Below are 13,244 nucleotides of genomic sequence, written 5' to 3' on the forward strand. Positions count from 1 at the left end.
CCTACCTTGTATTCTTTAATCTTTGTTCTGCCTGATATCTGATTATAAATCAACTAGAGTACCTACATTTTCCCCATCCACAATTTTCACTAAATTTCCATCTTTATTCATATCGAATACAATGATAGGTAATTTATTCTCGTGGCTCAAAGTAAAGGCAGTCATATCCATTACCTTAAGGTTTTTCTCAAATACTTCGTCGAAAGATAATGAGTTATATTTTACTGCATCAGCATTCTTCTCGGGATCGCTGTCATAAATTCCGTCTACTCTTGTTCCTTTAAGAATTACATCTGCCCCAATTTCAATTGCTCTCAATGTTGCTGCTGTATCTGTTGTAAAATAAGGGTTTCCTGTTCCTGCACCGAAGATCACTACTCTCCCTTTTTCAAGGTGTCTTACCGCTCTTCTTTTGATGAAAGGTTCAGCTACTTTATCCATTTCAATCGCAGACTGAAGTCTTGTCTTGATACCAGCATCCTCCAATGCACCCTGTAATGCCATACCATTGATTACAGTGGCTAACATTCCCATGTAGTCTCCCTGTACTCTGTCCATTCCTTTAGCAGCCCCTGCAACACCACGGAAAATATTTCCTCCTCCAATGACGATCGCTACTTCACAGCCTCTTTCAACTACTTTTTTGATCTCCGCAGCATATTCCTGCAGTCTTTCGTTGTCAATACCGTACTGTCTGTTCCCCATTAAGGCCTCACCACTAAGTTTTAGAAGGATTCTTTTATATTTCATCTTTTATTTTTAATAAGCTTTTATTAGAATGGGTTTCCCCAAAATTTGATTTTGCAAATATAATCATTAAAAATATTGGTAAAAGAAAAATATTTAATTAGAAATAATGTAAGAAATATTTTGAAAAGTACGAAAAAGGATTATTTTTGCATTAATTATAAATTGAGTTGAAGAAAATTATCATTTTTTCATTATTTCTATCAGGAATTGTTTCTTATGCGCAAACAGGAACAAATGTGTATCCGTTCTTAAATGTACCTGTATCTGCAAGACAGGCAGCCTTGGGTGGAGATGCAATTTCGATAAGAGATTATGATGTTTCCTTTGCTATTGCAAACCCGGCCCTGTTAAACAAAGATTCAGATAAACAGCTTTCTGTTAACGCTACCGCTTATCTTGCCGACTCCAAATACGGAACCATTGCTTATGCCAAAGACTTTGAAAATGGTCACATGGCCACTATCAATGCCAGGTATATGAGCTATGGAAGTATTCCGAGAACTGATGAAAGTGGTTTTCAGGACGGAGAATATAAGGCTTCCGATGTTGCTATCGGCGCCGGATATGCTTACCAGTTTGAAGAAGACTGGACCATTGGTGGAGGATTAAACTTCATTACCTCAAAAATAGACAACTATACTTCTTCGGCAATCTCAGGAACTGCCGGAATTACGTATCATAATAAAAAGAACAAAGAAGTTCTTTCCCTTGTATTGAGAAACTTTGGTTTCCAGCTGAAATCATTCAACGGAACCCGTGAAAATCTTCCATTCAGAGTGGATGTGGGATATACAAGAATATTGAAAAACTTCCCTCTTGCCATAACCATTACGGCACACGATCTTCAGCAATTTAATATTTCATCAGAATATAATAAGGATGGTCAGGAAGTGAAGGCAGGCAGAAAAATTGCAGATCACTTCTCTTTAGGGGCAGAATTATTCCCTGAAAAAAACTTTAATATCAGATTGGGGTATAATGTAAAAAGAGGAAATGAACTTGCTGTGGCAGATCAAAGAAACTTTTCAGGACTTTCCGGCGGATTCGGAATTAAAGTTTCAAGATTTCGTATAGATTATGCTCACATAAGATACCACAACTCCTCGAACGTCAATCAGATAGGGATTTCCATGGACCTTTCCAGCCACAGAGGAGAATAAAAAAATCTTAAATACCTCTTAAAATTTCTTATTAGTTCTTGATTTTCTAAAAAAAATCTTGAAATTTGCAGTATGAAAAAACCTGTAATAGCTATCGATGGGTACTCGTCTACCGGAAAAAGTTCTATCTCCAAAATCATTGCTGATAAGCTAGGACTTATTCATATGGATACAGGAGCGCTTTACAGAGGAGTTACCTGGTTTGCTCTGCAACATTGTCTGAATGAAGAAGGCAGGATTAATCTGAACTCTTTATTTTCATCTTTAGATCAAATTCATCTTGAATTTAAAAATAATGATGGAACACTTGTTCTTTATCTTAATAATGTAGATATTTCTAAGAAAATCCGCACCCATGAAGTTTCTGATAATGTAAGCCTTGTAGCTAAGCAAAAAGAAGTGAGAGATTATTTATTACAATCTCAACGTTCTATCGCAGAAAAAGGAGGTGTCATTATGGATGGACGTGACATAGGGACAGTAGTTCTGCCAAATGCGGACTATAAATTCTTTCTTACTGCCAGCATAGATGAAAGAACCAACAGAAGATTTCTGGAATTAAAAGGACTGGGAATTGAAGCAGATAAAGATCAGGTAAAGCAAAACCTCATTGAAAGAGACAAGATCGACAGTGAACGTGAAATAGCACCATTGAAGCAGGCTGATGATGCTACGGTAATTGATAACTCTGAGCTTACTAAAGAAGAAACCATAGAACTGATTCTTTCTTACATCGAAAAGATTTAACAATTTTTAATAGGCATAGAGTCTCCTTTGGTATACAAATTGTAAGTTTTACTAGTGTAAAAACTAATCTATTATTAACTATTAAAAAACTTAAAATGTCTAAAAACGGAAAAAATACAGCAGGTATATTAGCGGGACTTCTTGCAGGTGCTGCAGCAGGTGTAATCTTAGGAATGTTATATGCACCGGAAGAAGGAAAAGAAACAAGAAAAAAAATCAGAAATAAAGCCAATGATCTGAAGGATCAGGCAAAAGACAAATACGGAGAGGTTTCTGAAAAAGTAAAAGATCAATATGGCAATATTTCTTCTACTTTTAAAGAAACAGCTAATAACGTAGCACATACTGTGAAAGACGGATATGACAAATACAAAGATCAGATTGTTTCTAAAACAGCGGATGTAGTAAAAGATGTAGAAGCGGAACTGAACGATCTTAAATCATAAGTAATTTATCTTTTTTAAGTAAATTACAGAAAGGAACTTTTGTGCGAAAGTTCCTTTTTTTGTAACTTTAAAAAAAAACAATGATAGAAACTATTAAAGAATACGCCTCCAAGAGAATAGACCTTCTGAAAATAGAAGCTACAGAAAAGTCTTCCCTTTCTGCCGGGCTCATTACCTACTTTGTAGTACTGCTTGTTGCTTTTGCTTTTTTTATTATCCTTTTCAATTTTGGAATTGCTTTTCTTATTGGCAAGGCATTGGATAATTACTCGTACGGTTTCTTAATTGTTGCGGCATTTTATGCTGTAGTAATGGCTTTCGTCATTGCATTCAAAAACAAAATCGTGAATACAGTTGCAGATCAGGTTATTAAATTTTTAAATCATTAAGCTATGGGCAGAAAATACGAAAGCATAGAAGAGCTAAGAAGAAAGAAAAAACTGCTTCAAGGTGAAATTAATGATCTGGAAAACCTTCTTACTTTTAAGAATACAAAAGAAAGTCTTAGTGCTTTCACCAACGGTCTAAGCGATCAATACCTTCAGGAAAAAATAGATGAAGATGGTGATGAAAAAGTGGTTCTGAGAAAGGATATCATTGCCAAGCAACTTACTTCAGAGGTTAAAGACCTTCTGATCAGTAAAAATACAGCAGTAGGACTTGCCAGTACGGCCTTCAAGGGGAATATTGCGGATAGTATTATTAAGTTGGGTGTTACTGCTATTATTGGTAACTATGCCAAAAAGAATATGAAAAGTTCCAATTGGAAGAATAAACTGGTAGGAGCTGCATTAATTTACCTCGCTCCTATTGCTCTGAAATATGTCAGAAAAAAATTGGAAGTATACCAAAAAAATAAAAGTGTTTCCAGTATGGAACAGTTAATTTAAGGAATTATGGCTTAGGAAATATAAATTATTCTCTAAGCCATAATTTTTTTATTTCGAAAATAATTGTCCTAAAATAATTCCGGCCGCCATTGATACATTCAGGCTTTCTGTAGACTGGGATTTTCCAAATCGTGGAATGGTGATGCATTTTTGCAATAATTTTTCTGTTTCCGGTCTCATTCCGTTTCCTTCATTTCCAAGAATCAGATTGATTTTTTCAGGTTTCTCAAATGTATAGATGTTTTCTCCATCCATATCTGTTCCGATATTTACATTTTCCGTTTTAGAAAGGTATTCAACAAGATCTGTATACACCATATTTACTCTTGTAAACGATCCCATTGTTGCCTGAATTACCTTTGGGTTATAAACATCTACCGTATCTTCACTGCAGATGATCTGTTCTATACCAAACCAATCTGCCAACCGGATGATTGTTCCCAAATTCCCAGGATCCTGTATTCCATCCAAAACAAGCTGTATTTTCTTATCTGTCCATGATTCTTCCTCTGCCAGATAGCACACGGCAGCAGAATCTTTCGGGGTTTTAAGAAAACTGATTTTTTTTAACTCATTTTCAGAGATATGGGTAATAGGGATATCAGTACGGTCCAATTTTTGCGGATCGGTTGATAATATTTCTTTAACTTTAAAGTTAGAATTGAAAAGTTCACAAATGATTTTATTACCTTCAACCAAAAACAAATTGTATTTTTGTCTGAACTTCTTTTTATCTAAAGATTGTAAAACTTTTATTGTATGAGCTGTAAGCATTATAAGAATTCTCCTCAAAAATATTATAAAATTATTTCATTTGCAACATTTGTTGGTCTCCTTTATGCTTGTAGTACCACAAAAAAAGTTCCAGATGGTGATTACCTGCTTACTAAGAATAATTTTGAATTCGAGGATAAGAAAGAATTTTTTGATGAAGAGCTGAAAGATTACGTTCAGCAGAAGCCTAATAAGAAGCAAGTTCTTTTTATGCCATTGGGTCTTATGTTTTATAATATGGCCACTCCAAAATATGACACAATCTTTAATGAATATATGACCTATCCTCGTGAAATGAGAGATCAGAAACTGAGGGACTCTTTATTTATTAAGTATAATATGAAAAACAGTGTTGGGAAAAACCTTTTCTTTGACCGTTTATTGCATACATGGGGTTCACCACCGGTTATTTTAGATCAGACCAGAAGTGAAAAGGGTGCAGAGTCCATCAAAAAAAGATTGACTTACAGAGGGTTTTGGGATGCAGAAGTGAAATACAGACATGATTTAGATTCTGCTTCTAAGAAAGCAACAGTAAACTATTTCATCAAACATAATGATCCTACCTATATTAAAGATTACTTTTTTAATATTCCGGACCAAGGTATCAAACAGATTTACAATGCTCATCTGAATAAAACATTGGTAAGATCAGGTAAGATCCTTGACCAGACTGTTCTTGAAAAGGAAGTAACGAGGATTACAGACTTAATGCGAGAATATGGGTATTATAAATTCAACAATACCAATGAAGAAGTGTATTTTGTTGCTGACTCCTTAAAAAGCAAGAAACAAGTTCCTGTTACTCTGGAAATTCATAAAGATTCTCTGGACCGACCTTATAAAAAGGCTACTTTCGGCAATATTGACGTTGCTATTGTAGATGATGTTAATGATTATCCTAAAAATACAGTTAAAGATAGCTTGAGGAGGATCAGATTCCATAAAATGAATGACAAATACAGAACATCATCATTATGGAGAACCATTATTGTAGATAGTAAACAGGCTTACGATCAGCAGAAGCTGGACGTCACCAAGAGGAATCTTCTTACGATGAACAATTTCAGTATTGTAAAAGCAAGAGATTCTTTAAGACAAGGTGGTTTTACTGCACCTAATGACAGTATTGTAGATGTTTTATATATCTTGAAACCGCTTCCTAAGTATGAGCTTAAAGTAGGAACAGACCTTAATTATTCCCAGATTCTGAATCTTGGGGTCTCTCCTTCTGTAGACCTTACTACCCGAAATCTTTTCAAAGGGGCAGAAAACCTTTCTACCAGCCTTTCCGGTACATTTGGATCTATTGCAAGCACGGAAAATACTGATAAGAGAGTATTAGCATATGAAATATCAGCTCAGGCATCCCTGAACTTCCCAAGATTGCTGTTGCCGTTTAATTATTATAAATTCATTCCTAAAAGGTATACCCCTACTTCATCTATTCTGTTGGGAGCATCTATACAGAATAATATTGGTCTGGGAAGGGTTAACTTTAACACCGGATTAAATTACCAGGCAACGGTAAATGATTTGGTATATCATAAGCTTACCTTATTTAATACACAAATCAGTTTAACAAAAAATAAAAGTGCCTATTATGATTACTTCGTTAACGATGAAGTGGTAAGAAAAGCAATATTTGCTGACTATTCCGCTCATTATCCAGGGCCTACTCTTGATGAAAAAATAAAAGCCGGTGAGCTTACCATAGACAGTGCTTCCGAGCAAATCATTAATGATCCTAAATATCGTGCTTCTCTTAATGAACAAGGTTTAGATCTATTAACAACATTCAGAGGAAGTCTTATTAATAAAGAAAGACAGACGGAAGATGTCTTTATTTCTTCTATGATCTACAATTTTGTTTATAATGAAATTGGGAAAAAAGATTATCCTAATGCATTTTATTTTAATGGTAAAGTGGAACTTGCCGGTAATATCCTAAGTTTATTCAATAAGAAAAGTAATGACGGAGGAATTGTTACAGCACCACAAAAAACAATTTTTGGTATTCCTTATGCTCAATTCGTAAAGTTTGATATTGATACAAGAAAGTATTTCAAATTCAATGGCAACCAGACTTTGGTTCTTCGTCAATTTATTGGGGTGGGTATTCCGTACGGAAACTCCAAAGACATGCCGATCATCAAATCTTATTTCAATGGAGGTTCTAATGATATCAGAGCTTGGGTGGCATTCGGAGGGTTGGGTCCTGCCGCTTCCCAGGTAGATGAAAGAATACGTGCTTACATGACCAATGATGTAAAACTGACAACCAATATTGAGTACAGAATTCCTTTTAATAGTATGTATGAAGGAGCCTTATTTACGGATATAGGAAACACATGGAGCCTTCGTAACCATAATGATGCTCATCAGGATGAATTCAGGTTCAATAAGTTCTTAGGACAAATGGGTATTGGTAGCGGATTCGGCTTAAGAATAAATGTAGCCTATATCACCCTGAGATTAGATTTTGCTTATAAGATCTTTGACCCTAATAAGCCAGAAGGTGACCGCTGGAGATTCAAAACGTTACAGCCTTTCAAACCAACCATTAACTTTGCTTTCGGATATCCTTTCTAATCCGGAGAAACTCCCAAAATAAAATACACTACAGCAATAACACGGGCGAGGATTTCCCTCGCCTGATTTCTGTAGAAACTTTCAGGCTTCGTTACGTCCTGCGCATCAAAACCCAGCGCATTCATATCATTATTTCTTGCAAAAAATAAAGCGCGGAGGTTATGGTATCCCTGAGAAACAATAATGACATTTTTCTTCTTATAAACATCTTTACAACGAAGAATACTTTTGTAAGTGTTAAAACCTTTCGGATCTTCAACAATAATATCTTCAGGAACACCTTCCTGATAGATTAGATAGTTTTTCATTGCAGCAGGTTCATTGTAACCTTTACTTTTCTCCCCACTTACAATAATTTTCTTGATTTTTCCATGGTGATAAAGAAGAGCTGCAGCATCCATCCTTTTGGTAAAATAAGGATTGGAAAGACCTGATCTCATCTTTGGAGAAGTTCCCAGCACTAAGGCTACTTCCCTTGGCGGGATTTTTGAAATTTTGGTATAGGTACGTCCGTTGGTGAGTCCGAAAACCCACACATTACAGAAACATATCATTAAAATTCCTAATTCTAATGATATAAAACTCAAGTTAAATATGTTCCTAATAATTCTCAACTAAGATCAAAGTTAAGCTTTATTTTTTTACTTTTCACTATTGACATGCAAGCTAATATATGTCCCTGCCTTTCCTCTTTCTCGGTAAGATACTCATTCTCCAGCAGTTCCACTTCACCTTCTTCTAAAGAACATTCACAACTTCCGCAGATTCCTGATTTGCATGAATAAGGAACCGGAAATTTCTGAAGCAAAAGTTGCTGTAGGATTCTACCCTTATTATCAGGGAGTTGAGTTGCATATTTCTTTCCTAGCATCGTAAATTCCACCTCTATATTTTCAATCAATGGAAATTCTTTTTCTACAGGATAAATATCATCATTATATTCTTCAAAAAGTTCAAAATGAATATTTCTTTTCAGAATCCCGTGATGGTAACAAGCGTTTGCCAAAGTTTTAATCATCTCTCCTTTTCCGCAGATCAACACTTCATCCACAGCATCCCAAATGGTAGATTCTTCATCAGTGTCATCCAAATGAAGAATTTGATTGATAATTAAGTTTAATTTCTTCTCATCCAGCCGCCCAAAGAAAAACTGATCGGCCGTTTTCTCCTGTGAAAAGAAGTAAAAAATCTGAAGTCTGTCTCCACAGGTTCTGGCAAGGTTATCCAGCTGGTCTCTGTAAATAAGTTCTTCTGAGTTTTTATTTCCAAAAAATAAAAACAGCCTTGTTCTGGGTTCGTTATGAAGAATATTCTTGAAATGGCTTAAAATAGGTGTAATTCCAATACCGGCAGCAAAAGCAACAATTGTTCTGAACTCACTGGGCTTAGATACAATCGTAAATCTGCCTGCAGGTTCACTTATCATTAACTCATCACCTTCACTGTAGTTTTGAAACAGCTGAGAAGTAGCTCCGTCAGGAGAATTAATCTTGATTCCCAGACATATTTTCCCTTCATAAGGAGCAGAAGTCATCGAGTAATCATTAATAACCTCTTCCCCATGCGATTGAAATTTAACACTAACGAACTGCCCGGCATCAAACTTAAAGTTTTCTTTCAAATTCTCCGGAATATCGAACTCCAGAGAAAAAGTATTTTTGGTCAGCTCTACCTTTTTCGCTATTTTTAACGGATGAAACTGTATCAGTTTCCCTTTATAGATTTGTTGTTCCATACTTCAATTCAAAAATAGATAAAAAATAATTTATGAAGAAGATAATTTTATCCACGTTGATCCTTACTGCTCTTTACAGCTGTAAAAAAGAAGCTTCAAAAACAGAAGATGGTACTACGGCTACAGATTCAGTAGCTGTAACCCAAAATACACCGGATCAAACGGCTACATATATTCCTAAAGAACTTTCTCCTGAAAATGTAGGTCAGCACTTAGCTAAAAATAATGACACTTTATATGTTACCAATTTTTTTGCAACATGGTGTGGCCCATGCATCAGAGAAATTCCAAGTTTTAAAAATAAAATGCAGGAATTAAAAGATAAACCTGTAAAGTTTACCTTCGTAAACCTTGATGACAGGGCAGATTGGGATACTGCTGTGAAAGATTTTGTGATAGAAAACAATCTTGGAACTAATGTCATTTTATTGGATGGACAAAAACTGGATCCAAATTTCTTTTCCAAAAACTTTAAACAGTGGGATGGTGGTTCCATTCCTTTTACTTTCATGAGAAAAGGAGATAAAACAGATGAATTTTTAGGAATGATGACTGAGGAAGCATTAAACTCTAAAATTGATGCTTTTCTAAAATAAAATATACATCTTTCTGAATCATGTCAAAAAGATTTAAGATCCTGTGTTTATTGTTGGCCATTGCAATCATTGGAGGCGCAATTGTTAATCTGAACACAGGATTTTTGAGTTTAAGCCTTCAGGATTTCTTTCAGGATTCTGCACAAAGTCAAATCGCTGAAATCCGTATTAACAGGGTTCTTGTTATGTTGCTGGCCGGAATTTCAATTCCAACTTCAGGTTTCCTGATGCAGGAATATTTTCAAAATCCATTAGCCGGACCTGACATTCTTGGAATCACCTCTGTTGCCAGCTTATCGGTAACATTTTATATTTTCTTCTCTCATAATATCCTGATCCCGGAATTTCTGCAAAACAGTTTTCTGAGCCTATCAGCTATTGGAGGAAGTTTATTATTGATGCTGATCCTGCTATCTATGTCTCATAAATTTCAGGATAAATCTTATCTGATTATTTTCGGATTTCTGGTGTCAGCTTTTGCCGGAGCTATCGTTTCTCTATTACAGTTTTATGCAGAAAATCAAAGTCTGAAAAACTATATTCTATGGTCTTTTGGGGCTAATAATATGGTCACAAGAAATCAGATTTATGTTTTATCTATCTTAGTATTGATAGGATTATTTTTCTGTTTCAGGTCTATAAAACCATTAATAGGAAATTCTCTGGGCACGTCATATGCTCAGAGCTTGGGAGTTAATCTAAAGCATTTAAAGCTTTTAATAATAGTAGCTTCTTCCCTACTTTCCGCATCTATTACCGCTTTTTTAGGGCCTATCCTGTTTATTGGAATTATTGTTCCTCACTTTTGCCGGTTAATCTATAATCCTTCAAAACTATGGCAACAATGGATCTTAAATATGTTCCTGGGAATGCTAATTATGTTATTTTTTTCTGTTATTGCAGAAAAAACCCAGATCCCTCTGAATGTGATAAGTTCTGTATTTGGAATTCCTGTGATCTTGTTAATGCTTTTGAAACAGAATAAAGTTTAGTTTTTGTTAGGTAAACGCAAAGACGCAAGTTGTTTTACCTACATCATGCTTTAAGGCGCAAAGATTTTATCTCCGATAAAATTGAATACTTAGATTTAAATTTAAAACTCTACACTCACGCTTGTTGAAAATCTTTGATTTCTTGCGCCTTAAAAATATGTACTATATTATGATAAATCTTTGCGCCTTTGTACTTATCCAACATTCCTTATAATAAGTATAAAGCACAACAAATGATAGAAAATAGGTCCTCTATTTGAAATCCATGTGAACTTATTTATACTCTTAAAATAAAATGTAGTTTTTGTTGATAATCGCAAAGACGCAAGTTGTTTTACCTACATCATGCTTTAAGGCGCAAAGATTTTATCTCCGATAAAATTGAATACTTAGATTTAAATTTAAAACTCTACACTCACGCTTGCTGAAAATCTTTGATTTTCTTGCGCCTTAAAATATGCGCTATATTATGATAAATCTTTGCGCCCTTGCGTTTATCCAACAATCCTTATATTTATTAAGTATAAAACACAACAAATGATAGAAAATGAATTATCAAAAATTGTTTTTGAAGCAGGTTTAAAAATTCATAAAAAGCTTGGATCAGGCCTATTTGAACACGTATATGAAGAATGCATGTTCTACGAACTAACAAAATCAGGATTCTTGGTGGAGAAACAAAAGCTTCTTCCTATTATTTATGAGGATTTGAAAATTGAAAATGCCTTCAGACTCGATATAATAATAGAAAACAAAGTCATCTTAGAAATAAAAACAGTAGACTTTATCAGTCCAATTCATAAAGCTCAACTTTTAACGTATTTGAAAATGACTCATTGCAAACTAGGAATGTTACTCAATTTTCAATCAGATGTTTTTAAAAATGGAGTCACAAGAGTTGTCAATCATTTATAAATTAAAAACAATATAAAAATTTGACAAAGTCAAATTCATTGTGCCTTAAAACAGTATTTTTGCAAAAAACAATTAGCAACTTTGCTTTTTATCCAACATCAAATATGCACCTACATATCAAACAAGCCAATATCGGATATAATAAAACATTAATTTCAAATGCTAATGCAGAATTGAAGCTTGGTGATGTATGTTTACTGATTGGAAATAATGGAGTGGGAAAAACAACTTTAATCAAATCAATTCTTCATCAGACCCCTTTACTGGATGGAGAAATATTAATAAATGGTAAGAATGTAAAAAAGCTTTCTGTAAAAGAAATTGCAGAAAATATTGCTATTGTTTTTTCAAAATCGGTGATTCCGCAGCATTATACAGTGGAAGATCTTATCTCTTTAGGGAAATACATCTACTACCCTTTTTATTTTGAATTGAAGAAAGAAGATCGTGAAGAGGTGGCCAATATCATTGAAGAGTTAGATCTGGGACAATACAAATACACACTTCTTAAGAATCTTTCGGATGGAAACCTTCAAAAAGCATTTATTGGCCGTGCTATTACCCAAAACTCCCCTGTTATTATTCTGGATGAACCAACTACCCATTTGGATGAAAAAAATAAGATCATTATTCTGAAAGCCCTGAGAAAGCTGGCTAAGGGACAAAACAAAATCATTCTGTTTTCTTCACACGACTGGCGTCTGGCCAAAGAATTTGCCGATAAAATATGGTACGTGAAAGACTCTCAGCTTTATACAGGAATTGTGGAAGATGTATTACTGCAACATGATGAACTTACCAACCCTTCATTATTTCAAATACACGAGAGTTTTATTCCGCCACACATCTCTGCACCACAGGTTCAGAAGGAAATGCTCTATTCTTTGCTTCAGAAAAACTTCTCGAAAGACCTTTCTTCTCTTAGTTTTGAATATCAGAACAGTTTTTGGGTGATTACTAATGAATCCCAGAAACAACAATGCGAATCCTTCGAAGAAATCATAAATTTCATTGGAAACATTTACTAATCAATAGTTTTCTTTGATTATTCCACATACTATGCATGCATAGTATTATGCTAATCATACAATTTAAAACACTAACTATCAGATTATTAACAAAATTTAACGTTAATAAATATTATGCATGCATAATATTTACTAAATTTGGATAAAACCATTGGCGCAAAAATGATGGATAATAATAAGGAAAAAATAGAAAACGTAGATTTAATTTTAAAACAGACCTGGCTGGCTGTTTCTAAAATGTACACAGAATTGGCTCAGGAACACGATTCCACAGCAGTACAAGCCCTCACCCTTCTTAAAATTGATCCCAAAGAAGGTACGCGAAGTACAAATCTTGGACCTAAAATGGCCATAGAACCCACTTCCCTCACAAGAATCATTAAACTTCTGGAAGATAACGGATATATCTATAAGGAGAAAACCACCACTGATAAAAGAGAGGTGATTATCAAACTTACAGATAAAGGATTAAACTCCAGAAACATGTCCAAAGAAGTTGTTGTCAACTTTAATAAAAAGGTAATGGAAAAAATTAGCCCGGAAAAAATGGACACTTTTAAGGATGTGATGACTGAGATCATGAAAATAGCCAATGAGCTTTTAAACAACAGAAAGTAAA

The 13,244-nt window shown here is 34.5% G+C and carries 15 protein-coding genes; 11 read left to right on the forward strand and 4 right to left on the reverse strand.

Annotated features, from left to right (window positions below; genetic code table 11):
- Positions 1-42 precede the first annotated feature (42 nt).
- Positions 43-750, reverse strand: coding sequence for a UMP kinase (gene pyrH, locus J2772_RS13420; protein WP_089734180.1), 708 nt, complete (start codon positions 748-750; stop codon positions 43-45).
- A 167-nt stretch (positions 751-917) separates the two neighbouring features.
- On the opposite strand from pyrH, the gene porQ reads away from it, so the two are divergent.
- The 5 genes from porQ to J2772_RS13445 all read left to right on the forward strand — a co-directional run bounded on the left by porQ (position 918) and on the right by J2772_RS13445 (position 3,993).
- Entirely contained in the window at positions 918-1,910 is a 993-nt protein-coding gene (porQ, locus tag J2772_RS13425) for a type IX secretion system protein PorQ (RefSeq protein ID WP_209917467.1), read from the forward strand.
- 72 nt (positions 1,911-1,982) lie between these two features.
- On the forward strand, positions 1,983-2,657 hold the full coding sequence (cmk, locus tag J2772_RS13430; RefSeq protein WP_209917469.1) for a (d)CMP kinase: 675 nt from the start codon (positions 1,983-1,985) through the stop codon (positions 2,655-2,657).
- A 95-nt stretch (positions 2,658-2,752) separates the two neighbouring features.
- Complete coding sequence (locus J2772_RS13435; protein ID WP_045496352.1) at positions 2,753-3,103, forward strand: YtxH domain-containing protein; 351 nt, start codon at positions 2,753-2,755, stop codon at positions 3,101-3,103.
- Positions 3,104-3,183: 80 nt separating this feature from the next.
- A complete protein-coding gene (locus tag J2772_RS13440; RefSeq protein ID WP_209917471.1) occupies positions 3,184-3,492 on the forward strand; it encodes a phage holin family protein in 309 nt (102 codons plus the stop codon).
- A gap of 3 nt (positions 3,493-3,495) precedes the next feature.
- Complete coding sequence (locus J2772_RS13445; RefSeq protein ID WP_209917473.1) at positions 3,496-3,993, forward strand: phosphoribosyl-ATP pyrophosphatase; 498 nt, start codon at positions 3,496-3,498, stop codon at positions 3,991-3,993.
- Between the two features lie 48 nt (positions 3,994-4,041).
- On the opposite strand, the gene J2772_RS13450 is transcribed toward J2772_RS13445, so the two are convergent.
- Complete coding sequence (locus tag J2772_RS13450) at positions 4,042-4,767, reverse strand: TrmH family RNA methyltransferase (protein WP_209917475.1); 726 nt, start codon at positions 4,765-4,767, stop codon at positions 4,042-4,044.
- Between J2772_RS13450 and J2772_RS13455 the strand changes: the two genes are divergently transcribed.
- The gene (locus tag J2772_RS13455) at positions 4,753-7,359 is read left to right on the forward strand and encodes a BamA/TamA family outer membrane protein (RefSeq protein WP_209917477.1); all 2,607 of its coding nucleotides are present in this window, start codon (positions 4,753-4,755) and stop codon (positions 7,357-7,359) included. The genes J2772_RS13450 and J2772_RS13455 overlap by 15 nt on opposite strands.
- On the opposite strand, the gene J2772_RS13460 is transcribed toward J2772_RS13455, so the two are convergent.
- Together J2772_RS13460 and J2772_RS13465 are read right to left on the reverse strand one after the other, a co-directional pair.
- Positions 7,356-7,913 carry a vancomycin high temperature exclusion protein gene (locus tag J2772_RS13460; RefSeq protein ID WP_410492580.1) on the reverse strand — a complete coding sequence of 186 codons (558 nt, stop codon included), beginning with the start codon at positions 7,911-7,913 and terminating at the stop codon, positions 7,356-7,358. The two genes, J2772_RS13455 and J2772_RS13460, sit on opposite strands and share 4 nt — an antisense overlap.
- A 56-nt stretch (positions 7,914-7,969) precedes the next feature.
- Entirely contained in the window at positions 7,970-9,094 is a 1,125-nt protein-coding gene (locus J2772_RS13465) for a ferredoxin--NADP reductase (protein WP_209917482.1), read from the reverse strand.
- A 32-nt stretch (positions 9,095-9,126) separates the two neighbouring features.
- Between J2772_RS13465 and J2772_RS13470 the strand changes: the two genes are divergently transcribed.
- From J2772_RS13470 to J2772_RS13490, 5 genes are all read left to right on the forward strand, one after another.
- Positions 9,127-9,690 (forward strand): TlpA family protein disulfide reductase, encoded by a 564-nt coding sequence (locus J2772_RS13470; RefSeq protein ID WP_209917484.1) that lies wholly within the window; start codon positions 9,127-9,129, stop codon positions 9,688-9,690.
- 20 nt (positions 9,691-9,710) lie between these two features.
- Positions 9,711-10,682 carry an iron ABC transporter permease gene (locus J2772_RS13475; RefSeq protein ID WP_209917486.1) on the forward strand — a complete coding sequence of 324 codons (972 nt, stop codon included), beginning with the start codon at positions 9,711-9,713 and terminating at the stop codon, positions 10,680-10,682.
- Between the two features lie 537 nt (positions 10,683-11,219).
- Positions 11,220-11,597, forward strand: a complete 378-nt coding sequence (locus J2772_RS13480) for a GxxExxY protein (RefSeq protein ID WP_209917488.1) — start codon at positions 11,220-11,222, stop codon at positions 11,595-11,597.
- 104 nt (positions 11,598-11,701) lie between these two features.
- The gene (locus tag J2772_RS13485; RefSeq protein ID WP_209917490.1) at positions 11,702-12,625 is read left to right on the forward strand and encodes an ABC transporter ATP-binding protein; all 924 of its coding nucleotides are present in this window, start codon (positions 11,702-11,704) and stop codon (positions 12,623-12,625) included.
- Positions 12,626-12,790: 165 nt separating this feature from the next.
- On the forward strand, positions 12,791-13,243 hold the full coding sequence (locus J2772_RS13490) for a MarR family winged helix-turn-helix transcriptional regulator (protein ID WP_045502437.1): 453 nt from the start codon (positions 12,791-12,793) through the stop codon (positions 13,241-13,243).
- Position 13,244: the final 1 nt, after the last annotated feature.

It is taken from the genome of Chryseobacterium jejuense (assembly GCF_017877355.1).
Classification (GTDB): Bacteria; Bacteroidota; Bacteroidia; order Flavobacteriales; family Weeksellaceae; genus Chryseobacterium; species Chryseobacterium jejuense_A.

Excerpts from the sequence above, each read along its gene's own strand:
- J2772_RS13445 (WP_209917473.1), top strand. The coding sequence starts at position 3,496 with ATGGGCAGAAAATACGAAAGCATAGAAGAGCTAAGAAGAAAGAAAAAA.
- J2772_RS13475 (WP_209917486.1), top strand. The coding sequence starts at position 9,711 with ATGTCAAAAAGATTTAAGATCCTGTGTTTATTGTTGGCCATTGCAATC.
- pyrH (WP_089734180.1), bottom strand. The coding sequence starts at position 750 with ATGAAATATAAAAGAATCCTTCTAAAACTTAGTGGTGAGGCCTTAATG.
- J2772_RS13450 (WP_209917475.1), bottom strand. The coding sequence starts at position 4,767 with ATGCTTACAGCTCATACAATAAAAGTTTTACAATCTTTAGATAAAAAG.
- cmk (WP_209917469.1), top strand. The coding sequence starts at position 1,983 with ATGAAAAAACCTGTAATAGCTATCGATGGGTACTCGTCTACCGGAAAA.
- J2772_RS13470 (WP_209917484.1), top strand. The coding sequence starts at position 9,127 with ATGAAGAAGATAATTTTATCCACGTTGATCCTTACTGCTCTTTACAGC.
- J2772_RS13490 (WP_045502437.1), top strand. The coding sequence starts at position 12,791 with ATGGATAATAATAAGGAAAAAATAGAAAACGTAGATTTAATTTTAAAA.
- J2772_RS13440 (WP_209917471.1), top strand. The coding sequence starts at position 3,184 with ATGATAGAAACTATTAAAGAATACGCCTCCAAGAGAATAGACCTTCTG.
- J2772_RS13455 (WP_209917477.1), top strand. The coding sequence starts at position 4,753 with ATGAGCTGTAAGCATTATAAGAATTCTCCTCAAAAATATTATAAAATT.
- J2772_RS13480 (WP_209917488.1), top strand. The coding sequence starts at position 11,220 with ATGATAGAAAATGAATTATCAAAAATTGTTTTTGAAGCAGGTTTAAAA.
- J2772_RS13435 (WP_045496352.1), top strand. The coding sequence starts at position 2,753 with ATGTCTAAAAACGGAAAAAATACAGCAGGTATATTAGCGGGACTTCTT.
- J2772_RS13460 (WP_410492580.1), bottom strand. The coding sequence starts at position 7,913 with ATGATATGTTTCTGTAATGTGTGGGTTTTCGGACTCACCAACGGACGT.
- J2772_RS13485 (WP_209917490.1), top strand. The coding sequence starts at position 11,702 with ATGCACCTACATATCAAACAAGCCAATATCGGATATAATAAAACATTA.
- J2772_RS13465 (WP_209917482.1), bottom strand. The coding sequence starts at position 9,094 with ATGGAACAACAAATCTATAAAGGGAAACTGATACAGTTTCATCCGTTA.